Annotated in this window: 23 protein-coding genes and 1 riboswitch; of the genes, 1 reads left to right on the top strand and 22 read right to left on the bottom strand. The window is 53.9% G+C overall.

The genetic code is table 11. The features are described from left to right. Positions 1-21 precede the first annotated feature (21 nt). The 16 genes from atpA to spoIIR all read right to left on the bottom strand — a co-directional run bounded on the left by atpA (position 22) and on the right by spoIIR (position 13473). Entirely contained in the window at positions 22-1536 is a 1515-nt protein-coding gene (gene atpA / locus MKX64_RS12010) for a F0F1 ATP synthase subunit alpha (protein WP_095264934.1), read from the bottom strand. 15 nt (positions 1537-1551) lie between these two features. Continuing rightward, the gene (locus tag MKX64_RS12005) at positions 1552-2100 is read right to left on the bottom strand and encodes a F0F1 ATP synthase subunit delta (RefSeq protein WP_095398367.1); all 549 of its coding nucleotides are present in this window, start codon (positions 2098-2100) and stop codon (positions 1552-1554) included. After that, complete coding sequence (gene atpF, locus MKX64_RS12000) at positions 2097-2585, bottom strand: F0F1 ATP synthase subunit B (protein WP_095264936.1); 489 nt, start codon at positions 2583-2585, stop codon at positions 2097-2099. Before atpF ends, MKX64_RS12005 begins: the two co-directional genes overlap by 4 nt. A gap of 98 nt (positions 2586-2683) precedes the next feature. Beyond that, complete coding sequence (atpE, locus tag MKX64_RS11995) at positions 2684-2896, bottom strand: F0F1 ATP synthase subunit C (protein ID WP_006213098.1); 213 nt, start codon at positions 2894-2896, stop codon at positions 2684-2686. Between the two features lie 97 nt (positions 2897-2993). Further along, positions 2994-3761: a F0F1 ATP synthase subunit A gene (gene atpB / locus MKX64_RS11990; RefSeq protein WP_095264937.1), complete on the bottom strand. Its 768-nt coding sequence runs from the start codon at positions 3759-3761 to the stop codon at positions 2994-2996. A 34-nt stretch (positions 3762-3795) separates the two neighbouring features. Then, complete coding sequence (locus MKX64_RS11985) at positions 3796-4176, bottom strand: ATP synthase subunit I (protein WP_095264938.1); 381 nt, start codon at positions 4174-4176, stop codon at positions 3796-3798. After that, a complete protein-coding gene (locus tag MKX64_RS11980) occupies positions 4173-4403 on the bottom strand; it encodes an AtpZ/AtpI family protein (RefSeq protein WP_095264939.1) in 231 nt (76 codons plus the stop codon). Before MKX64_RS11980 ends, MKX64_RS11985 begins: the two co-directional genes overlap by 4 nt. Before the next feature lie 178 nt (positions 4404-4581). Next, positions 4582-5736, bottom strand: a complete 1155-nt coding sequence (gene wecB, locus MKX64_RS11975) for a non-hydrolyzing UDP-N-acetylglucosamine 2-epimerase (RefSeq protein ID WP_341035928.1) — start codon at positions 5734-5736, stop codon at positions 4582-4584. Between the two features lie 82 nt (positions 5737-5818). Further along, positions 5819-6448 (bottom strand): uracil phosphoribosyltransferase, encoded by a 630-nt coding sequence (upp, locus tag MKX64_RS11970; protein ID WP_095264941.1) that lies wholly within the window; start codon positions 6446-6448, stop codon positions 5819-5821. A gap of 430 nt (positions 6449-6878) precedes the next feature. Beyond that, complete coding sequence (gene glyA, locus MKX64_RS11965) at positions 6879-8129, bottom strand: serine hydroxymethyltransferase (RefSeq protein ID WP_095264942.1); 1251 nt, start codon at positions 8127-8129, stop codon at positions 6879-6881. An 80-nt stretch (positions 8130-8209) separates the two neighbouring features. Continuing rightward, the gene (locus tag MKX64_RS11960) at positions 8210-8794 is read right to left on the bottom strand and encodes a TIGR01440 family protein (protein WP_095264943.1); all 585 of its coding nucleotides are present in this window, start codon (positions 8792-8794) and stop codon (positions 8210-8212) included. 111 nt (positions 8795-8905) lie between these two features. Further along, on the bottom strand, positions 8906-9361 hold the full coding sequence (gene rpiB / locus MKX64_RS11955; RefSeq protein ID WP_095264944.1) for a ribose 5-phosphate isomerase B: 456 nt from the start codon (positions 9359-9361) through the stop codon (positions 8906-8908). Positions 9362-9477: 116 nt separating this feature from the next. After that, a riboswitch (ZMP/ZTP riboswitch) is annotated at positions 9478-9559 on the bottom strand. Positions 9560-9783: 224 nt separating this feature from the next. Then, a complete protein-coding gene (locus MKX64_RS11950) occupies positions 9784-10377 on the bottom strand; it encodes a low molecular weight protein arginine phosphatase (protein ID WP_341035925.1) in 594 nt (197 codons plus the stop codon). A 39-nt stretch (positions 10378-10416) separates the two neighbouring features. After that, positions 10417-10974 carry a manganese efflux pump MntP gene (locus tag MKX64_RS11945; protein ID WP_095264946.1) on the bottom strand — a complete coding sequence of 186 codons (558 nt, stop codon included), beginning with the start codon at positions 10972-10974 and terminating at the stop codon, positions 10417-10419. A gap of 297 nt (positions 10975-11271) precedes the next feature. Continuing rightward, positions 11272-12468 (bottom strand): L-threonylcarbamoyladenylate synthase, encoded by a 1197-nt coding sequence (locus tag MKX64_RS11940; protein ID WP_230875763.1) that lies wholly within the window; start codon positions 12466-12468, stop codon positions 11272-11274. A 300-nt stretch (positions 12469-12768) separates the two neighbouring features. Continuing rightward, positions 12769-13473: a stage II sporulation protein R gene (spoIIR, locus tag MKX64_RS11935; RefSeq protein WP_196426445.1), complete on the bottom strand. Its 705-nt coding sequence runs from the start codon at positions 13471-13473 to the stop codon at positions 12769-12771. Between the two features lie 395 nt (positions 13474-13868). Here spoIIR and MKX64_RS11930 point away from each other — a divergent pair, with 395 nt between their 5' ends. Then, on the top strand, positions 13869-14264 hold the full coding sequence (locus MKX64_RS11930; RefSeq protein WP_341035922.1) for a hypothetical protein: 396 nt from the start codon (positions 13869-13871) through the stop codon (positions 14262-14264). 470 nt (positions 14265-14734) lie between these two features. Here MKX64_RS11930 and MKX64_RS11925 read toward each other — a convergent pair whose 3' ends face one another. The 6 genes from MKX64_RS11925 to cls all read right to left on the bottom strand — a co-directional run bounded on the left by MKX64_RS11925 (position 14735) and on the right by cls (position 22740). Continuing rightward, on the bottom strand, positions 14735-15934 hold the full coding sequence (locus MKX64_RS11925; protein ID WP_095264948.1) for an FtsW/RodA/SpoVE family cell cycle protein: 1200 nt from the start codon (positions 15932-15934) through the stop codon (positions 14735-14737). A 402-nt stretch (positions 15935-16336) separates the two neighbouring features. Then, positions 16337-17206, bottom strand: coding sequence for a peptide chain release factor N(5)-glutamine methyltransferase (gene prmC, locus MKX64_RS11920; protein WP_179292093.1), 870 nt, complete (start codon positions 17204-17206; stop codon positions 16337-16339). A gap of 25 nt (positions 17207-17231) precedes the next feature. Continuing rightward, positions 17232-18299 (bottom strand): peptide chain release factor 1, encoded by a 1068-nt coding sequence (prfA, locus tag MKX64_RS11915; RefSeq protein ID WP_095264950.1) that lies wholly within the window; start codon positions 18297-18299, stop codon positions 17232-17234. Between the two features lie 267 nt (positions 18300-18566). Further along, complete coding sequence (gene ychF / locus MKX64_RS11910; RefSeq protein ID WP_095264951.1) at positions 18567-19667, bottom strand: redox-regulated ATPase YchF; 1101 nt, start codon at positions 19665-19667, stop codon at positions 18567-18569. Positions 19668-19961: 294 nt separating this feature from the next. Continuing rightward, positions 19962-21083 carry a type 2 isopentenyl-diphosphate Delta-isomerase gene (gene fni, locus MKX64_RS11905; protein WP_095264952.1) on the bottom strand — a complete coding sequence of 374 codons (1122 nt, stop codon included), beginning with the start codon at positions 21081-21083 and terminating at the stop codon, positions 19962-19964. A 154-nt stretch (positions 21084-21237) separates the two neighbouring features. Continuing rightward, positions 21238-22740: a cardiolipin synthase gene (gene cls / locus MKX64_RS11900; protein WP_095264953.1), complete on the bottom strand. Its 1503-nt coding sequence runs from the start codon at positions 22738-22740 to the stop codon at positions 21238-21240. Between the last annotated feature and the right edge of the window lie 341 nt (positions 22741-23081).

Below are 23081 nucleotides of genomic sequence, written 5' to 3'. Positions count from 1 at the left end.
CCTAAAGTGTGCCCGAGGAGCTTACACCGAAGCGGCAAAGCCCTTCTTGAATTGTTCGATCGCAGCTTTCAGCGCCTCTTCATTTTCAGAAGTCAGGTCCTTCGTATCTGTGATCGATTGCAGGATTTCCGGTTTGTTGCCTTCCACAAACTCCAGGAATTCCTTCTCGAAGCGGCGAACGTCGGCAACTTCGATGTCATCGAGGTAGCCTCTGACTGCGGTGTACAGGCTGACAACCTGCTGTTCAACCGACAGCGGCTGGTTTACGCCCTGCTTCAGGATCTCCATCAGCTTCGAACCGCGGTTCAGACGAGCCAGCGTCGATTTATCCAGGTCGGACCCGAACTGGGAGAACGCTTGAAGCTCACGATATTGCGCCAGGTCGAGCTTCAGACCGCCGGCAACCTTCTTCATCGCCTTGATCTGTGCGGAACCGCCGACACGGGATACGGAAATACCTACGTTAACCGCCGGACGCTGACCTGCATAGAACAGATCGGACTCCAGGAAGATCTGACCGTCGGTAATCGAAATTACGTTTGTCGGGATATATGCGGATACGTCGGAAGCCTGTGTTTCAATGAACGGCAGCGCCGTCAACGAACCACCGCCAAGCTCATCGCTAAGCTTCGCAGCACGCTCCAGCAAACGGGAATGCAGATAGAATACGTCACCCGGATAAGCCTCACGGCCCGGAGGACGACGGAGAAGCAAGGACAGCTCACGATAAGCTGCTGCTTGTTTCGACAAGTCATCGTAGATGATGAGCGCATGCTCACCTTTAAACATGAAATATTCACCCATCGCGCAGCCCGCATATGGTGCGATGTATTGCAGTGGAGCTGGCTCGGAAGCCGATGCTGTAACGACGATGGTATACTCAAGTGCTCCGTGACGACGAAGTGTTTCCACTACTTGAGCTACCGTGGATTGTTTCTGACCAATCGCAACGTAGATACATTTCACGCCACTGCCCTTTTGGTTCAGAATCGTATCGATGGCGATGGAGGTTTTACCAGTTTGACGGTCCCCGATGATAAGCTCACGCTGTCCGCGGCCAATCGGAACCATCGCATCAATCGCTTTAATCCCGGTCTGCATTGGCTCATGTACCGATTTACGATCGATAACGCCAGGAGCCGCGCTTTCTACCGGACGGAACGCTGCCGCCTCAATCGGGCCTTTGCCATCAAGCGGTTGTCCGAGCGGATTGACGACGCGGCCGAGCAGAGCTTCCCCTACTGGAACCTCCATAATCCGTCCGGTACGTTTAACCTGATCGCCCTCTTTAATGTCAGAGTAAGGACCGAGGATAACGACACCGACATTGCTTTCCTCAAGGTTCAGTGCAAGACCGAACACGCCGCTCTGGAATTCCAGGAGTTCCCCGGACATCGCATTCTCCAGGCCGTAAACGCGAGCAATACCGTCACTAACTTGAATCACCGTTCCCACTTCAGAAACCGCGATATCGGATTTATATTCCTCAATTTGACTTTTAATTAAAGTGCTAATTTCTTCAGGTCTGATGCTCAACATTTTCACCCCTATCTACTTTGCTCGTCTATTAAAAGACTTTTCAAGACGTTCCAGCTTCCCTGCGAGACTGCCGTCGTACAGCTTGTCGCCGATAACCACTTTCAGTCCGCCGAGCAAGCCTTTGTCAACAACGTTGTTCACGCGGATTTTCTTGTTCGCGACCGTTCCGAATTCGGCAGCCACCTGTTCCTTCTCCGAATCATTGAGCGGGTAGGTCGAATATACGACAGCATCCGCGAATCCAAGAGCTTCACCCTGAATCTTCACATAGCTGTTCAATAATTCGGCGAACAATTCCGTGCGCCCTTTGTCCAGAAGCAGTTCCAGTGTGCTCAGCACCGGTTGGGATACTTTGCCCTCCAGTGCCTGCTTAAGAACGTTTACCTTCACGGACTGGGGAATATTCGGAGTAGCGATGAATTTCTGGATGTCGCCATCTCCCTCGATGGCAGAGACGATCGCCCGCAATTCCTCTTCTACTTCCAGCCCCTTCTGCTGCTGAGCCGCCACTTCGAACAGCGCTCGCGCATACCGCTTGGCTGCTACTGTATTTTGGCTCATGATCTGCCTCCTACCTCTTTAAGGTATTGGTCGACCAACTGTTCCTGGGCCTCATCGGTTTTCACTTCGCGTTCGATCAGCTTGGATGCGATCTTCACAGATACGCTGCCAAGCTCGCCGCGGAGTTCTTCAACCGCTTTGTTCTTCTCATTCTCAATATCGCGAACGGCTTCGGCTTTCAAGCGAACCGTTTCTTCCTTAGCTTGCTCGATAAGCTGCTCAGCCTGCTTGTTGCTGGTCTGTCTCGAACGCTCGATAATTTCGTGAGCCTCCTGCCGAGCCTGATCCAGCGCCTTCTTCTGCTCTTCGACATACAATGCCGCCTGCTTACGCGTCTCCGCGGCCTCATTCATCTGATTCATCACCAGTTCACGGCGCTGCTCCATAATGGCGAACAATTTGCTGAACGCATATTTGTGAAGCAGAAAGTATAGGATGGCAAATGCTACGATCGAGATTAAAATATTCTCCCAAAGTACCTCCATGGATTAAGCTCACTCCTTTCCGTTAATGCGCGTACTGTTCTTAACAAAACGAAGGCGCGGATGGCATCGGCCCTCCCCGCCAAACCGTTGTATATTTATTAAGAAAACATGATCAAGAAAGCAATAACGGTAGCAGCGAGTGGTACTACCTCGACGATACCAACACCGATAAACATCGTTGTTTGAAGCGGACCACGAGCCTCTGGCTGACGAGCGATGGATTCTACTGTTCTGCTCACGATCATACCGTTACCCAAACCTGCGCCAAGTGCGCCCAAACCTACTGCAATAGCTGCTGCTAAAAATTCCATTGATAAATATCCTCCTTATACATTTACAAAATTATAGTTACTATAATATATCTCTTTCGAAGTACCGATAAAAGATCAGGTAATCCGTTGGAGTTTATTAATGTGCTGCTTCTTCGTGAATCGTAGTCTGTGCGATGTAAACCATCGTCAGAATTGTGAAAATGAAGGCCTGAAGGGCACCGACAAAGATACTGAACCCTTGCCATACAGCCAGGAACGGAATCCCGAGGATCCCCATTTTCAAAATCACCGTAATGAGCACCTCACCGGCAAAGATGTTTGCAAACAAACGGATGGCCAGCGCGACCGGCTTCGCCAGGTTCTCGATGATGTTCAGCGGCAGGAAAATCGGAAACGGCTCCAGATAGTGCTTCAGGTAATGCTTGCGGTTCAGCTTCAATCCGAGATAGTTCATCAGAATAAAGACGATGATCGCAAGCCCTGCTGTAATCGAGATGTCCGCTGTCGGCGATTTCCACCAAAGAACGTGGGCCATATAGCCGTCATGAAGATTCCTTGTTGCTTCAATCGTCTTGCCAAACACTTCGAAGTTCGCAGGCAAGTCCGTGATGATGGCAAATGGCAACCCTAGCAGGTTAGCTACGAAGATAAACAGGATCAAGGTTAGACCAAGCGATATGTACCCCTTCCCCTTCTTCAAATCCATAGCACTCGCTACGATGCCTTGCACAAATTCCACGACCCACTCCATAAAGTTCTGCAATTTGGAAGGGTTTTCGACAGATAGATTACGAACGGCCAGCCGCACTAACACAAACACGATGGTACATGTTACAAACAGCATTATGACGGCCGACAGATCGAGATGGAATCCGCCAAATTTTATGATCGGTGATTCATGCATGAAATTGTATTCACCCCTTTCCAATTAGCGCTGATCATTTCTTGTTCCTCAAGCTAACAATAATGCTGACTGGAATGGTCAACAACTGGGGGATAAACAGCCCTGCAATAGTTGCACCCAGAGACACCTGGTCCAGTCTGGCAGCAAGCATTACAACCAAGAAAGCAATACAAAGTCTTGTGACAAATCCAAAGCCCAGCCTTCTGTGATCCTGGTTCACAGCCATGTCAGCAATCTGTCTGATCTTGACGGACAGGTAGCGGACATTGAACAGGCCGCCAACGACCCCGAGAGTCAGACCGGCAAATACCGACTGTAGATTCGGGTACAGCGCCCATCCCAACAGGAAGGCGGATAAGCACAGCAGCACAGTCCTGGTTACGGCATTCACAATGGATGTCGTCAAATCATTCACTTTGTGCCCCCAAGAAACTTTTTAATGAGAAGAGCGATATTCAAAATCCCCAAAAACAGTCCCGTCACGGTTCCAACAGCGAGCCAAGCTCTGGGCCCGTCCAACTGCAGCATCAGCCATCTGCCGACAAAAAAACCGACAACAATGTAAGCGGCCAGCATGCCACCGGCCCCGCTAATATAGAGCGCTATCAACCAAGGGCTATCTTGACTTCTCGGATTTTTCATATGAACCTCTAATCCCAACTCATTTTACTTAACATAACAAGCGTTTGTCAATGAATCGATTTGCCGGATTTATGGTGAAAAACAGGCGTTTTATGCAGCCGGAACTACATAAAACGCCGCAATAACCGTACAGTTCAACTGTATGCTGTCAACTTTGCGGTCAGAATGCAGCCAATAATTACTTTGTGAACATTCTGTGAAATTCTTCCGGACGATCCTTTCGAACCCCGAAATGGTGCAAAATCGCATTGACAATTCGTTCGGAAGCGCGTCCATCGCCGTAAGGGTTCGCTGCCTTGCTCATCTCGTTGTACAGCTCCTGATCGCTCAGCAATGCCTTCGTACGTCCATAGACATCCTCCTCATTCGTACCCACCAGCTCCAGCGTGCCGGCATCGATGCCTTCCGGACGCTCAGTCGTGTCACGCAGCACCAGAACCGGCACGCCGAATGAAGGCGCCTCCTCCTGCATTCCGCCGGAATCCGTGACAATCAGATGGGTGTGCGCATAGATGTTATGGAAATCCACAACGTCCAGCGGCTCGATCAGCTTGATGCGCGGGTGGCCGCCCAGAATCTCATGTGCGGGCTCCTTCACCGCAGGGCTCGGATGGACCGGATACACAATAGCGATATCCTCAAACTCGTCGGCAATCCGCTTGATCGCCCGGAAAATGTTGCGGTGCGGCTCCCCTTGGGATTCCCGGCGATGAGCGGTCATCAGCACAAGCCGTTTCCCTTCGGCCCATTCCAGAACAGGGTGGGTATAGTCCTGCCGTACGGTATATTGAAACACATCCGTCACCGTATTGCCTGTGATGTAAATGCTTGACTCTTTCTTGTTCTCTTTACGAAGATTGCCAGCAGACCATTCGGTTGGCGCGAAATGAATATCGGCAAGCACGCCCGTGAGCTGGCGGTTCATCTCTTCCGGATAAGGAGACAGCTTGTTCCACGTTCTGAGGCCGGCCTCCACATGCCCGACTTGAATTTGCTGCAGGAACGCGGCATAGCTTGCCAGGAACGTCGTGAGCGTGTCACCGTGGACAAGTACAATATCCGGCTTCGCTTCCTTCAGAACCGGCTCCAGGCCCTCCAGAACGCGAACGGTGATCTCATTCAGCGTCTGACGGTCCTTCATCACGTCCAAATCGTAGTCCGGCACAATCTTGAATACGTCCAGTACCTGATCAAGCATCTGCCGATGCTGGGCGGTCACACACACGATGGATTCAATATGATCCGGGTGACGCTGCAGCTCGAGAATGAGCGGCGCCATTTTGATCGCTTCCGGACGAACGCCGAAGATCGTCATTACTTTTATCTTTGACATGCTTCGATTTCCCCCTCTGTATACATGCTAGGCCTGGTTCTACTCTAAGCGTATATTCCAGGCCATTGGTCATTATCATTATCTACTTCGTGCCGTACAGGCGGTCTCCGGCATCGCCGAGACCCGGTACGATATAACCGTGATCGTTCAGTCCCTCGTCCAGCGCAGCAACATAGATATCCACATCCGGATGCGCATCATGCACCGCCTTAACGCCTTCCGGCGCGGCTACAAGATTCATCATCTTGATCTGGGTGCAGCCCCGCTTCTTCAGCACGTCGATCGCCGCAATCGCAGAGCCGCCGGTCGCCAGCATCGGATCGATCACAATCAGCTCGCGCTCGGTCACATCGGTTGGCAGTTTGGTGTAATATTCAACCGGCTTGAGGGTTTCGGGATCGCGGAACAGCCCGACATGTCCGACTTTGGCCGCTGGAAGAAGCTTCACAACGCCGTCAAGCATGCCAAGACCCGCGCGGAGAATCGGGATCAAGCCCAGCATTCTTCCTGAAATGACCTTGCCTTCCGTTTCGGCTACCGGTGTCTGTACCGATATCGTCTCAAGAGGAACCTCCCTCGTAATCTCGTAAGCCATCAAAGTGGCGACTTCATCAACCAGTTCACGAAAATCTTTCGTGTTGGTGCGCATATCGCGTATAAAAGTCAGTTTGTGTTGAATCAATGGGTGATCACATATCACCAATTTTCCCATTTCAGGTCCCTCCGGTTTAATCCAAATGTTATTACAGGATTTGCTTAATCCTCATCAAATATGGGCAAAAAACAGCGTAAGCTCCATAAATCTTGTCTATTATATCATTCCCATTCGCGATTTTACACCTGCACAAGTCATGTTTCTTCATCGTTCACCAAAGGCTGCGGAGGGCGGCAGCCGGGCCGGGCTTCCTTACTAGGATTTCCAGATCTCAGCAGAATGATGCCAGGGCGCACCTATGCATTGGCCGTGCTGATTTTTGGTCTGTCCCCCTTTCATTCTTGCAGTATATGTTGGGATAAAAGAGAACGATATGCAGCTCATCCACATATCCGCGATTCTCCAGCTATTTTCCGCATAAAAACAGCCCCATCTTCCCAAACGGGAAGATGAGGCCTCATTCGATTCTACATTGACCGGTGTATAATTAATATTTCATGTCCGCATACAATGGATATTGCTCGGTCAGCTCCGCAACCATCTTGCTCGCTTTCTCAAGCGTAGCTTCATCCTTCGGCGCTCTGAGCGTCATAGCAATGATTTTGCCGATCGCAGCCATCGCCTTCTCGTCCATGCCGCGCGAAGTGACCGCTGGCGTACCGATCCGGATGCCGCTTGTGACAAACGGGCTTGTCGGGTCAAACGGAATGGCGTTCTTGTTGACGGTGATGCCAACGGAATCCAGCACCTTCTCCGCATCCTTGCCTGTGATGTCCAGGTTGCGGGTATCCACAAGCATCAGATGGTTATCCGTGCCGCCGGAGACGATGTTCAGACCTTCCTCCGTGAGCGTGTCAGCCAGCACTTTGGCATTCTTCACCACTTGCTCGGCATAGGTCTTGAAGGACGGGGACAGCGCCTCGCCGAGAGCTACCGCTTTGGATGCAATGACATGCATGAGCGGACCGCCCTGGCTTCCCGGGAACACCGCTTTATCAATCGCCTGCGCCCACGGCTGTTTGCACAGAATCATGCCGCCGCGCGGGCCGCGAAGCGTTTTATGCGTGGTCGTTGTTACAAAATGGGCATGAGGAACCGGGCTTGGATGAACACCTGCAGCTACCAGACCTGCAATATGAGCCATGTCAACCATGAACAGGGCACCCACGTCATTCGCGATGGAAGCCAGCGCTTCAAAATCAATAATGCGCGGGTATGCGCTCGCTCCGGCAACAATCAGGCGCGGACGGTGCTTGAAAGCCGCTTTGCGCACTTCATCATAATCGATGAGGAACGTATCCTCTTGCACGCCATAAGCCACGAAATTGTACAGCACACCCGATGCGTTCACAGGGCTGCCGTGAGTCAGGTGACCGCCGTGGGCCAGATTCATCCCGAGCACGGTATCGCCTGGATTAAGCGCCGCCAGATATACCGCCATATTGGCCTGAGCTCCGGAATGCGGCTGCACATTGGCATGATCCGCACCGAACAATTGCTTGGCACGATCGCGCGCAATATCCTCTACGATATCCACGCGCTCGCATCCGCCGTAATAGCGTTTGCCAGGATACCCTTCCGCATATTTATTGGTCAGCACCGAGCCCATCGCTTCCATAACCGCCTCGCTGACAATGTTCTCCGAGGCAATCAGCTCGATATTGCTGCGCTGACGCTTCAGCTCCAGGTCCATCGCTTCCAGCACCGCTGGGTCATTCTTCCGCAAGTGTTCCATCATGATTCGAATCCTCCCATATTGTAGATTATTGTGTCCGCACCTCATGTCAGGCGCAGCTGTACACCAAGCGTCTCATCGAATTAATCACAAAGGGCCGAGCCGCCCTCAGACTCCAATTGGTACACCGCCCGCTGGCCGCCGATCAGCTTCGGCCGGGAATAGGCCGCGTTCACACGCGCCTCGCCGATATACCTCAGACTCGGGCGGAAGGGCACCGCCACACTCCGCAGATGCATGCCGATCAAGGTTTCGCCGATATCGATGCCCGCATGGGCCTCCATCCGCTCCGCGAGACAAGGATCGTTCAGCTTCCGGTAGGCGTAGGCCGCCATTGAGCCGCCAGCTCCGGGAACCGGCACCGCAGCCACTTCATTCAGGCCCAGCGTCTCCAGCAGCTCACGCTCCATGACCAGCGCCCGGTTCAGATGCTCGCAGCATTGAAAGGCCACTGCGAAACCGAACGCCGCCTGGACTTCCGCGATGCCCTGATACAGTGCCTCCGCCGTCTCCACCGCACCGCCGGTGCCGATTCGCCGACCAGCCACCTCGCTGGTGCTCGCACCGACCACCAGCACTTTGCCCGGACCCAGCTTCGCCGCCTCGGCCAATTCCCGGACGATGGCCGCTGTCTGTTCGCTGAAAGAAATGTTCGAAGATGTACTCAAGTCGATCGTCTCCTTTCATACCGCTGATCTGCCGGACAAGCAGCTGCGCACAAGCCCCCAAACCTATAAGGGATGCGATTCAGCGCCCTGCTCGATTCCGTCACCGGACGATTAACGCTTCAAATACCGCTCTTCAATCGCCTTGATCTTGTCAACACGGCCCACATGACGCTCGCCATGACTGAATTCCGTAGTCAGCCAGGCGGTGACGATCTCTGCTGCCAGACCCGGACCGATGACTCGCTCCCCGAGCGCCAGCACATTGCTGTCATTATGCTCGCGGGTCGCCTTGGCGGAGAATACGTCATGCGTCAATGCGCACCGGATGCCAGGCACTTTGTTGGCAGCAATGCTCATGCCAATTCCTGTTCCGCATATCAATATCCCCCGATCCGCCTCGCCCGATACGACTTTCTCGCAGACCGGAAGCGCGTAGTCCGGATAATCGACGGAATCCGTGCAGCCGCATCCGAGATCGATGACCTCATGCCCGAGACCGGTAATGACGCTGGCAATTTCCTCTCTCAAGCGAATCCCAGCATGATCTGTTCCGAGTGCTACCTTCATCTATGAATAACCCCCTCATTCATGTTCGCTTTTGCGACTAAGCTTGTTTCATTATACCGCAATTTCCGCGCAAAAGACGAAAAAAGAGCAGTCAGCACACCGATAGTGTACTAAATGCTCTTTGCCCAGGCGACCGGCCGTATCATCCGATGCTCCATCGTGGTTTCATCCACTTCGTCGCCAGTTACACCGGATCTTTAGGTTCCCCTTCATCTTAAAGCAATTGCAGATGAAAGGCAAGCGCCTTTTGCGCGATGCCCTGATGATAAACCAGACTGCTTTCGCGCCTCAGGCGCCTGACAACATTTCATAAATAAGGCCCCAAATAAACCTCACCGCCACCATCACGCATCTTTAACAATAAACAAAAAAATGTAGGGCCTGATGAGAACGCAGGATGAGACGAACATCCGATGATCGGATCAAGCCCGATTCTGGTCCGAGGACGCCAGCTTGTCCAGCAGCCGGAATATAGCGGTGCGGATTTCCGCAGCTGTCGCTTCATACTCTTCTCGGGATCCGCCGAACGGATCGGAGATGTCAAAGCTCGGTATGCGCTGCCGCAGCTCGATCAGCCGCTCCCTGTCCGCGTCGCTGATGTCATTGCCCAGCGATTTGGCAAGCTCCATCGACACGTACAGGCTGTCCTGTTCCTTCAGATCGCCGAGCACCCGCTCGTCATTTTCCACATATTCCTTAAGGGTATAAGTCTTGTCCGCAGCATCAGGGAACTGGCGGATCGCATACTGCTTATGGGACTGCGTTAACGTGAGCACCAAGTCCGCCCAATTGACCAGTTCGCCCGTGAGCGGCTTGGAATAGAATTGATCGTGAATATCCTGGTCCTTCAGCACCGATTCCGCATGCCGTGATATCGGCATCCCTTCTACCGCCGCAACGCCGGCAGAGCGAACCTCAAGCTCGATTCCACGCTGCTTGGCCAGCTTGCGCAGCAACCCTTCGGCCATGGGACTACGGCACGTATTCCCGGTGCAGACGAATAAAATATGTTTCACGACCCCCACCTCCCGAAGTATCTATTACCCAGTATTCTATCAAAAGATAAACATCAAACCAAACACAAACAAAATAATGCCCCCGAGCATCTCGCCATACTCGCTCAGTCTGCCGCTTACCTGCCGTCCCACTGTCAGTCCAAGCACGGACATCAGCCCGCCAACGGCGCCGAAGCTGAGCGCAATCAGCACCATATCGTTGACAACCATCCCGAGCGAGAGGCCGACGGAAAACGAATCCATGCTGACGCTGAGGGAGAACAGCAGCATTCCGAACCAGGCGGTAGGCTTCATCACTTGTCCGCCGCCGCGGAAGGCATTATAGATCATATGCATCCCAAGCAGAGCCAGCAGCCCGCCCGCTGCCAACCCGGTCACCTGACCGAGCAGCAGGCCCATATAGCGGCCAGCCATCATCCCGAGCATTGGCAAAATCATGTGGAACACGGCAATTAGCAGGCTGGTCATCAAGACATGCCTCCACCGGATTCCTCTCATGCCCATGCCGATGCCCAGCGAGAAGGCGTCAAGCCCAAGCGCAAACGCCATCATGAGTATTGTCGCAAGCTGTCCCGAATGGACAGATGCCATCTGCATGCCGATTCCCCCAAGTTCTGTGGTCTTGTACACCTTATGCGGACAAGGGGGAAAAGATGCCTGGAAAGGCGCTGCAGCGGCCCGCCCGCGTTATCGGGCCATAGCACAACCATGCATGCGCCGATACGCGGCTTGCGCCTACAGCCGCTCATGACGGCTGCGCCTTGACTGGCGCCGCGCAGATTAAGACGCGGGGCAATCGTCGTATGGACAAGCTGCCCGAGCGGCAGCTTGTCCATACCTGCGGCGCCTTAATGATATGCGGCGCAGGCAGAGGCGTGAGGCAGGGCGGGGCGTTCAATCCGTATGGATGACATGATGCCCCGCCGCCTTCAGCAGCCGGTTCATGACGGCTGCGCCAAGCCCTTGCTCCGGGCATGCCTCGGCGACGATGAAGGTGACCCCTTCATCGTCGAACCGGCGCAGCCCGGCGTACAGCCGGCGGGCGGCTTCCTCCGGTGCCGCCGCACTGCCGAGCGAGACGGCTACGCCGGCGCGGAAGCGACCGATGTGCTCGTCGTACGACAGCACACCGGTCACCTCCCCGCGCCGCGCCGCTGCCTCGAGCTCGGCCGCCATGCGGGACGCCACGGCATCGGCGTCCCGGCCCTGCACCACGCACATCGCGCCCTTCGGCGCATAGTGCGTGTACTTCATGCCCGGCGAGCGCGGCGCCGGGCTCTCCAGCGACCCGGCCTGCGCTAGCGCCGGGTCGCGCTGCACGCTTGCCGCCACTGCGGCAAGCTGCTCCTCCGTGACGCCGCCGGGACGAAGCACCGTCACGGCACCGTCCGGGCCGGCCTGCACCACCGTCGACTCGACGCCGACCCCGGCGGGGCCGCCGTCGACCACGCCGTCAATCCGGCCGGCCAAATCCACAAGCACATGCTCGGCCAGCGTCGGGCTCGGCCGACCCGAGCGGTTGGCGCTCGGCGCAGCGAGCGGACATCCGGCAGCGCTGATCAGCGCCAGCGCTACCGGATGGTCCGGCATGCGGACCGCCACCGTGTCCAGCCCGGCCGTCACCCGCGGGGAGACGGCCCCCTCCTTCACGGGCAGCACCAGCGTCAGCGGGCCCGGCCAGAATGCGTCCATCAAGGCGCGCTCCGTCTCATTGACTCCCGTCACCAGCGCTTCGAGCTGGGACCGGTCCGAAATGTGCACGATCAGCGGATTGTCCGACGGACGGCCTTTAGCTGCGAATACGTTCTCCACCGCCTGCGTGTTTCTTGCATCTGCGCCGAGCCCATATACCGTCTCGGTCGGAAACGCCACAATTCCGCCATGCGCGAGCGTTTGCCCCGCTTCTTCCAGCTTCACTCGCAGCACAGCCGCCTTCTCTAACGATTGAGTCAAACGGCTCGCAGCCACGCCCGTCTCCTGCTCCGTCACCGACCTGATGTGCCACACCAGGGTGTCTATCCCGCGTTCAAGCTCCTCCCTGGCAAGCAAGCGTTCCTTGTTGTCCATATCCCGATCTTTATTGATATTCATGAGCACATCCCATGCCTTCTAGTATATTCATTCAATCCGAAAGTTCGATCTGAAAGCTACCGCTCCATAATAAAAAGCGCTTTGATTCTTCAAGCCCGGCCAAACCCAAGATAACGTTGGCGCGCCCAAGAGAAAGCACTCTTTCCGATCAAGTGTATCATACCATACCAGGATTGAAAATATCGCCCCTACCACCCCGCCATATTCCCTCCAGCCCTTGGAAACCTAAGTCTCCCGGTACCGATACCTTGCACGGTCCAGTCAAGCGACGCTGAAGCATCAACATCAGGAATCTCACATTCATCCAAACAAACCCGACACCCAATTCCACAATCCGAGAAACATATCCACCAGGAAAAAACGCACTTCCGGTTCGCTCGCGCTCGCATGGACCAGTGTCTCCGTGGACGCTGACGCTTCCGCCGATGCGGAAGCCGTGCTGACAGACGCCGCTGGAGCCGGCTGAGCTGCAGCATCGCCGCTGCCCCCGTCGATAAAGCAAAGCGGTGGAAACAAGACGCACCACCAGTTCTGTCCACGTCCCTCTCCCAGCGTAATGCGAACCGCGTCATAATCTCCTGCCGGGTAGATGGTTCCCCCATACATCTTGGTCGGAAACGGCACCACGCCGAGCTCCACATGATAGCCATAGCTCAATCCGCGCTTGGCAAGCTCTTCTCCTACAAGTTTGTGGATCTCAGGCAAGTGCTTTTGCGTCAGCGCCTTGGCCTCCTCCAGGCTTTGCGGATCGTCGAGCTGCATGACCCACAGCTGCATCTGCTCGATCACCGCGTCTCGAATTTCTCTCTTCACAAGCTGGTCAGCCGGGCTATCCGAATTAGCCAGAATGCGCAGCCGGATCGACTCCTGCGGAATCGGTCCGCCTACCACCGAGGCGTCGATTCTTTGACCTTCCCACACCATCATAACCATGAACATACTGGATAATAGCAGCATGATTTTCTTAACAACAATACGAAGAGTCTCTTGATTATTTGCCAGCATCCTGATCGCCTCTCTCATCGTTAATCTATGATGCTACCAGTATGTCCGCTCGGCAAAGATATAAACGTAGAATCTAGCATTATTTAGTATTTTCCGGAGCCCCGTTCCGCGGATTCCAGTATTGTTTTTTTACCTTTGCACCATTATCCCTTTTGTTCAGGAAGAAAGGATGGGATTCATTTGGGGAGAAAAAGCATGGATTTGCTCGCGCAAAGACGCTAGATGTCAGAAAAAAGGGCAACGAAAGAACTCGCGGTCGCGGCTGAACAGGGCACCAGACTTAAAAGAAAACAGCCTATGACTCAATGTGATTATTTTCACTTTCACCTGTTTTTACTTACCTTGATCTTATTGATCCACTTGATCTGATAGAGGTACTTTATCTAATTGATCTATTGTATCTCATTGATCTACTGTACCTGATTAATCTACTGTATCTGATTGACCTACTATACCTGATTGATCTTCTGTATCTGATTAACCTACTATACCTGATTGATCTTCTGTATCTCATTGATCTACTGTACCTGATTAATCTACTGTATCTGATTGACCTACTGTATCTGATTGACCTACTGTATCTGATTGACCTACTGTACCTGATTAATCTACTGTATCTGATTGACCTACTGTACCTGATTAATCTACTGTATCTCATTGATCTACTGTACCTGATTAATCTACTGTATCTGATTGACCTACTATACCTGATTGATCTTCTGTATCTGATTCGTCTACTGTATTTGATTGGTATACGATTTCATTTTTTGTATATTTTATCTATTCTGTAAGCTTTGTCTGTTTTGCAAGCTATTTTATCTATTTATCTAACCTTAGCTTTCTTCTACTCTGCTTGCTTTGTCCACTCTACTTGCTTTGTTTACTCCGCTCCTTTGTCTGATCTACTTGCTCTCTGCTCTGCTTCTTTGTCTGATCTACTTGCTCTGCTGATCTACTTGCTCTGCTACTCTGCTTCCTTGTCTCATTGCTAGATTAGTCTGTTTTGTTTGTTTCTTCCCTGCTGCCTGATCGAACGGGATAATCATGCAAAGCCAACGGAACACGAATATGGATCTGCCGCCCCGTGTTGAAAGTACGGGCCATGCTGTGGACGTCACCTGCTCGATTCGAGACAAAAAAGAATCGCCCAAGGGATCTCCCTTGGACGACTCTGAATAACCGCACACGCCCTCCGGCGTTTCACAACTCTCCGCCGAACCGACGCGGTGGCCATGCACAAAGCTGTTTGATCGATGCTATGCTATGCCTCTCTCGTCCGGGTAGCGGCGGGCCGCACCGCATGCGGGTCCGGCATATCCTCTTCCACCTCTTGGCCGTGGAGTTTCACACTCATCGCCACACCAATACTCGCCATATTAATCAACAACGACGTACCCCCATAGCTGATGAACGGGAGGGTAATCCCGGTCAGCGGCATCAGACCGATAAACATGCCGATGTTCTCGAAGATTTGGTATATGAACATGGCAATGATCCCGACAATAAGGTAGGGGCCAGCCCTGTTCTTGCATTCGAGCGCAATCAGAATCATGCGATGAATCAGAATGAAATAAAGCAGGAGCAGCACAGAGGAGCCGATAAATCCGTACTCCTCGGCGATCTGAACAAAGATCGAATCCGAGTACGCATACGGTATGAAATTCCTCTGTACATAACCGCCTTCCATATAGCCCGCTCCACTCAGCCCGCCGGATGAAATCGCCAGCTTGGCATTGCGGGTATGGTAGACGGTATCCGACGGCGCTTCCTCAGGGAGCAGCCAGGAATCCAGCCGAGCCATCCAGTGCGATTTCAACAGTTTAGATTCCACCAGCTCATCATGGAAGTGGATATACGCCTGCGTACCGCCGAAGGCGCCGCCGAGCAGCACCACGGCCCCGATGAGAGCGTGGGTGTATTTAATATTGCCAATCCACAACAGCCCTACCAGGATTACAAAATAACTCAGCGCATTCCCGAGGTCATTCTGAACCATCACCAGCGCAAACGGTAAGAAGGCAATCATGCCGATCGGGACGACATCGCTCCAGAACTTGAGATGCGGCTTCTTTCTTTTGTGATAAAGCACAAAGGACAAGAAAATAATGAGCACCAGCTTAAACAACTCCGCAGGCTGCACACTTAATGTCCCGATGTAGATCCATCCCTGGGCACCGTTAAGGTCCTTCCCGATAAAAATAACCAATACGAGCGTAATCAGTCCGCCACCATAAATGTACCAAGCATATTTGATAAGCAGCCGGAAATCGACCAGACTCATGCCAAAAAAAGCGATGAAGCCAACAATATAAAACTTAATCATCGAGATGTGAGATCCATCCAACTTAGTGTCTTTGGTGACACTGTATATGGAGGTGAGACTGACAACCATCAGGATGAGCAGCACAAACACGATTAAATAATCGATTTTCTTTATTTTTTCCCAAAAGTAATTCAACATGACCTCGGTCCTCCCGTACCGGAGCTGTGCCCCCGCTGTGCCTTACAGTTCATAAACTATGCGCACGGCCAAAAAGTTTGCCCTCTGCGATTGCGCCCATCACAAACAGGAGCTTGTATCGCCCAATCTAAAGCTCGCAAGAAACACGGCGACTGTTCAGGCGGGCGATTATCTGCAGAAACTGCGCATTTCATCCATCTCAAAAAGGCTGTACCCGAAGTCTTCGCTTCCCGAGTTCATCACTTGCAGTTATATGAACAGATCAGATATCACGCCAGACCTATGCGTATTGCGCACCTCTGAGGCTGCGGCCGGGATTCGTTCTTCCCGCCCATCGCTCGCGCATGTCTGCACGTGAAACCCACCGTCATTTATTTTAAAAGAAAAACCCCCTGAATACAATTAACGGGCGATTCCCAGAACATGCCTGTCGATCCCGGCCAAGTCCGGTACGGTCACAATTTCATCCCAATGACCGGCGCGGCGCAGCAGCTTAGCTACATCGGCGGCCTGGCCCATGCCAAGCTCGAACGCAATCAGCCGCGGCGGCGCTGCCAGCAGCGGAAGCTGCGCCATCATAATCCGATACGGCGCCAGGCCGTCCGGGCCGCCATCGAGGGCCGTTCGCGGTTCGAAGTCCCGCACCTCCGGCTGAAGCCCATGTATATCCTCTGCCGGAATATACGGCGGGTTGGACACGACGATATCCGGCGCCATGCCCGTAAATGGCTCCAGCAGGTTACCCTGCCGAAATTCCACGGCCGCGTTAAGCTGCTGGGCATTCCGGGCCGCAACCCGGAGCGCCTCAGGCGAGATATCGCTGGCCAGCACCTGCCATCCCGGGGCCTCAAGCGTCAGCGTCACCGCAATCGCCCCGCTGCCTGTGCCGATGTCCGCCGCGAGAAGGCGCTCGCCATCGCGGGGAGCAAGGCTCGCCCCGTGCTGCAGCACCGCTTCGACCAGCAGCTCCGTCTCCGGTCTCGGAATGAGCACGGCCGGCGTCACTTGAAACGCCCGCCCGTAGAACTCCTGCTCCCCCATAATATATTGGGCGGGCTCTCCGCTGCCCTTGCGGGAGACCACTTCCTCCCACAGCTCGCGGCGCTCAGCCGGAAACGGCTCCGTCAGCGCCATATAGTAGGCTGAACCGGTGAGGCCAAGCACATATTCCAGGAGCAGCTGGGCATTGCGCTGGGGCTCCTGCACACCGCAGCTGTCTAAAAAAGAAGAAGCCTCCACAAAGGCTTCCCTTATGCTGCGCTCCGGCGTCATAACAAATGATATCCGCTCCAAAGCGTTATACTCCTTTTTCCATCGATTCCGCCTGTTCCGCAAGCGTCAGGGCCGAAACGATTTCTTCGATTTCGCCGTTCATCACTTGATCCAGCTTGTGCAGCGTGAGTCCAATCCGGTGGTCCGTGACCCGGCTTTGCGGGAAATTGTAGGTCCGAATGCGCTCGCTTCGGTCCCCGGTACCCACCTTGCTCTTGCGCTCGCCGGCATACTTCGCTTCTTCCTCCTGGCGCATCATGTCGTAGATGCGGGCGCGCAATACCTGCAGCGCCTTCTCCTTGTTGGAGTTCTGCGACTTGCCATCCTGGCACGTCGCCACGATGCCTGTCGGAATATGTGTTACGCGCACCGCCGACTTGGTAGTGTTGACGGACTGTCCGCCCGCTCCGCTGGAGCAGAACGTATCCACGCGAATATCTTTATCCAGAATTTCGATGTCCACTTCCTCCGCTTCCGGCATGACAGCTACCGTGGAGGTGGAGGTATGAATACGGCCGCCCGATTCCGTTGTAGGAATGCGCTGCACGCGATGGGCACCGCTCTCGAATTTCATTTTGCTATAGGCGCCGCGGCCATTAATCATGAAGATGACTTCCTTGAACCCGCCGAGGTCGTTCATGCTGGCATCCAGCACTTCAACCTTCCAGCCCTGCGAATCCGCATAGCGTGTGTACATCCGGTATAGGTCGGAAGCGAACAGAGCCGCTTCATCACCGCCAGCAGCACCGCGAATCTCCACAATGACGTTTTTATCATCGTTTGGATCCTTCGGCAGCAGCAGAACCCGGATTTTCTCTTCCAGCGACTGCTGGCGGGAGGTGAGTTCCTCGATCTCCATCTTGACCATGTCACGCATTTCATCGTCCAGCTTCTCGCCAAGCATCATCTTGGCGGCATCCAGCTCTTCGATAACATTCTTATATTCAACATAAGCCTCATAAGCAGGCTGCAGATCAGATTGTTCTTTGGAATAGTCCCTCAGCTTCTTTGCATCGCTTGCAACATCAGGGTCACACAGCAGCTCGCTCAGCTTCTCGTAACGATCCGCCAGGGATTGCAATCGGTCCAGCACAGGAATTCACCTCACTACGTAATATTCCTCAATTATTAGTAAACTTCCACACTTGTAAACAGCATACCGCCACTTTATCTCCTTTACAGGTTGGTACAGTGGCAGACGACTTTTTATTATAACAAGGAAACAGCGCTTTGACTAGATAGGTCTGCCCACTTATAAGACGCAGGCCACACTAGGAGAAGGCAGATAATGAGCATAGAAGAAGACCACGGCTCATGCACACGAAGGTACAGAGAGCTGTGGCCTGCGGCTTTACATGATCTACACATTAAAGCGGAAGTGCATGACATCTCCATCATTTACTACATATTCTTTACCTTCGAGACGAAGCTGGCCGCGTTCCTTCGCAGCGTTCATCGAACCGGCGGCAACCAGGTCCTCATAGGATACAACTTCGGCCCGGATAAATCCGCGCTCAAAGTCACTGTGAATGACGCCCGCTGCCTGCGGCGCTTTCGTGCCTTTGCGGATCGTCCACGCGCGAACCTCCTGCACCCCAGCTGTAAAGTAGGTATACAGGCCAAGCAGGCTGTACGCTGCCTTGATCAGGCGGTTCAGGCCGGATTCTTCAAGCCCCAGCTCCTCGAGGAACATCGCTTTGTCTTCGCCTTCGAGCTCGGCGATCTCGGCTTCAACCTTGGCGCTGATCGGGACGACAGCCGCGTTCTCAGCTGCTGCGAATTCCCTCACCTGCTGCACATATGGGTTGTTGTCGGCATCATTAACGCCGTCCTCACTTAAGTTTGCCGCATACAGCACCGGCTTCAGCGTCAGCAGATGAAGATCGCGCACCACCAGCTTCTCCTCATCGGTCAGCTCCACGCTGCGAGCCGGCTGGTCGTTGTACAAGGCTTCCTTCAGCCGCTCAAGCAGCTCCAGTTCCTGGGCAAACTGCTTGTTGCCGCCCTTCATGTTCTTCTTCGTCCGGTCAATCCGTTTCTCGACACTGTCCAGATCTGCGAGAATCAGTTCCAGATTGATCGTCTGGATGTCACTGACCGGGTTCACCTTGCCGTCAACATGCGTAATGTTCTCGTCCTCGAAACATCTTACAACATGGACGATCGCATCCACTTCACGAATGTGGGCAAGAAATTTGTTCCCGAGCCCTTCGCCTTTGCTTGCGCCGCGGACGAGGCCGGCAATATCGACAAATTCAAAAGCGGTCGGTACGGTTTTGTTCGGTTGAACAAGCTCTGTCAGCTTATCCAGACGCTCATCCGGAACCTCAACCACCCCGACGTTCGGGTCAATGGTACAGAACGGATAGTTCGCCGACTCGGCACCTGCTTGCGTAATAGCGTTAAACAATGTGGATTTGCCGACGTTCGGCAAACCAACGATCCCAGCTTTCAAAGCCATTTATGTGACAACTCCTTATCGGTTATACTCTGAACCATCCGATCCCATGGCCATAATGCTCGGGGCGGCGGAATCAGATGCTACGGTATTTCGAATCTCTAATCCTGCGCTATTCACGCCGAATGGATTAACGTTCACTCATAATCTCACTCATTATAGCAGATCGTTCATAGAGTTCAAACCATAATATCCCCGCACCCGCAGGGCTGCTTCCAAGTCCGTTCTGCCCTGGGGCAGATCCCGTTCCATCTTGGGAAGATCTCCGTATCTATCTTGAGCGGATCTCTGTTCCATCTATATCCTCATCAGGCGCGTCGTCGCCTGGAGCTCAGCAATGGAAGCTGCCCCGATGCCAAACATGGCCGTTCGCAGCTCCAGCTCGACCTGGGCGAGCCGCTCATCCAGCGCCGCCTCGGACGATACCGCGGCTCCCAGCAGCCCGCGGCCAAAGCCCGCCAGATCGGCGCCAAGCGCGATGGCTTTGGCCGCGTCCACGCCGCTGCCAACCCCGCCGCTGCCGATAAGAGGGCAGTCCGGTGCTGCGGCCTTCACTTCCCGGATGCATTCGGCGGTCGGGTTGCCCCAATCCGCGAAGGCCTCGGCCGCTGCGCGCCGGACCGGATCATGGCTGCGGAACTTCTCGACCTGGCTCCAGGAAGTTCCGCCTGCTCCGGCTACGTCGATAAACGCCGCGCCCGCATCCAGCAGCAGCCGGGCCGTCTCGCCATCGATCCCCCAGCCGACTTCCTTGAAGCCGACCGGGACGTCCAGCTTCCGGCACAGCTCCTCGATCCGAACCAGCAAATTGCCAAAGCGGGTGTTGCCTTCCGGCTGGAACACCTCCTGCAGCCCGTTCAGATGGAGCACCAGCAAGTCGGCGCCCGCAATGTCCACCGCGCGGCGGCAGTCCTCCACACCGAAGCCGTAATTGAGCTGCACAGCACCGAGGTTGGCGAAGACAGGCACGCTCGGCGCGCGATCCCTGACGCGGAAGGTAGCAGCGAGCTCCTCCTTCTCCACCGCGGCGCGCACCGAGCCGACGCCGAGCGCCCATCCCCGACGCTCGGCTGCTTCGGCCAGCCGCATATTGATCTCCCCTGTGGCTGCGCTGCCTCCGGTCATGGAACTGATCAAGAACGGAACGCGAACGGCATATCCAAGAAACCAGGTGCCGAGATCGATATCGTCAAAATCCACTTCAGGCAAGGCGGCATGGCGGAAGCGGTACCGTTCAAAGCCGGGCGTAACGCCCCGGGAGCCGACCTCTTCTTCCAGGCACAAGCGCACGTGCTCGATCTTTCGTTCACCGGTCGGGACCTCCGGCAGCAAAGGGCCGGTTCTTTTCTCAGGTACAGCTGTCGAGTCATGATGATTCAGGCTATCGCCTGCCTCGTTCCTTTTCCGTTCCAATTCCATTCCGTACCTCCTAATAAGTTAAAAATGTATCGTATCAAGCCGAAAGCTTGTCTCCTCGCAAAATTCCAGCGCCCATCATTATACATTGTCAACCGGACGCCCCTCATTGATGCAGATTTAGACTTGAACCTCCCGTCCTCCCTCGAAGGCGATTCTACAGCAGCGGTGACATCAGCCGGGCAGCAGATTCGAGAAGGCGGGTCACGATCCGTTTTTGCTTGGACTTGGTCCGGTCAATCAGGCTGGCATGCTCCAGGTCCTCAATATAGTCATCCACGATCTTCTGCACACTGTCCGTTTGAACGAGCAGCGCATTGACTTCAAAGTTCAAATGAAAACTGCGCATGTCCATATTGGCCGTGCCGATGGTGGCCACTTCGCCGTCTACGATCAGAAGCTTGGAATGCATAAAGCCTCGCTCATACGCATATACGCGCACGCCCGCGCTGAGCAGTGACGGAAAGTAGGAATGGGATGCCAGATACGGCAGCCATTTATCCGGTTTGGACGGAAACAGAATGCGCACATCCAGTCCGGACAACGCAGCTACCCGTAGCGCGGTTAGAATGTCATCGTCCGGTATAAAATACGGTGTAGCCAGCCACACCGATTTGCGTGCAGATACAATCATGGAGAAAAATATGTTCTTCAGCGCCCGGCGCTCGTTGTCCGGCCCGCTGGCGATAATCTGGACGGCCCCTCGGCCGTTCTCCGTCAGTTCGGGGGAGAAATAGGCCTGGTCTGACAGCTGCTCGCCCGTCTCGTAATGCCAGTCCTGCAAAAAGACGACCTGCAGCGTCCGCACCGCCTCGCCTCGCACAAGCAGATGGGTATCGCGCCAGAAGCCAAACGTTTTGCTGCGGCTCAAATATTCATCGCCGACATTAAGTCCGCCAATAAAGCCGACACTGCCGTCAATCACGACGATTTTGCGGTGATTTCGGTAATTCACCCTGCTGGTGAAGAAGATCCATTTCGGGCTTCCGAAGACAGCGACTTGTACGCCGGCCTCCTTGAGCTCATTCAGGAAAGAGGGCGGCAGCTGCAAGCTGCCGACGGCATCAACCATGAAGCGGACAGCCACGCCAGCTCGTGCCTTGCGGATTAACAGCTGCTGAATCTGGGTGCCGATGGCGTCGGAACGATAAATGTAATATTCCATATGAATGTGATGCTTCGCTTGTTCAAGCTCCTGTAACAGCGTATTAAACGTTTCTTCGCCGTTGGTCAGAACTCGGGTATCACTAGCGAAAGACACCGGCGTGCGGGCAAGCCTTCTGGACAGCTGAAGGAGCTGATGATATTTCGGTTTAAAGGCAGGATGGTCAGGGGCCTGTCTGCGGGAAGCCTGACTTTCGTAAGCCAAGATGTCTCGTTGTGCTTTTTTATCATACTTTCTCCGTTTGAAGTAGTTTTGGCCAAACAGAAAATAGAACACGAGTCCGACAAGCGGCATGAGCGCCAGCAGCAGGATCCAAGCCATCGTGCTGGTCGGATGCCGATTCTCCATGAAGATCATGAAACCGATCGACACAACCGTCAGCGTGGAGAATATCCCGATCACGGTCCCGGTTGTTTTACCAAAAGCGTTGACCCCGAAATAATAGAACGCAAACAAAATGACGGATATTAAAACGGCCAGTATTCCCTTTCTCATCGTAAGATCCCCTTGTTTTTTTCTTTATCAGGATGATGTGTTCTTCATTCATTGCCTCAGCGGTTGAAATCCGGGACAAAGGCGAACGCTTGGCTTCGCCAGTCTCTCCCTTCCCCTTCGCTTCTGACCGTTATGATGTCTAGCACGGAGAATTGGGTTAAGCCAACTTTCTTATATCAAATATCGTCAAATCGAAATCCGCATGACAAATCATTATGATGCTTGTCACCCATATTCTACATGATCAGGTGCAGGAACTAAAGGACAGGCCGCTCGGCCTCGCTGTCAAATATGAAGAACAGAAACGTTCTCGTCCTTCATTGACAAATCTAACATACCCT

The organism is Paenibacillus sp. FSL M8-0334, from assembly GCF_038000405.1.
Lineage (GTDB): Bacteria > Bacillota > Bacilli > Paenibacillales > Paenibacillaceae > Paenibacillus_AQ > Paenibacillus_AQ campinasensis.
This window is presented reverse-complemented; position numbering and strand designations above follow the sequence as displayed.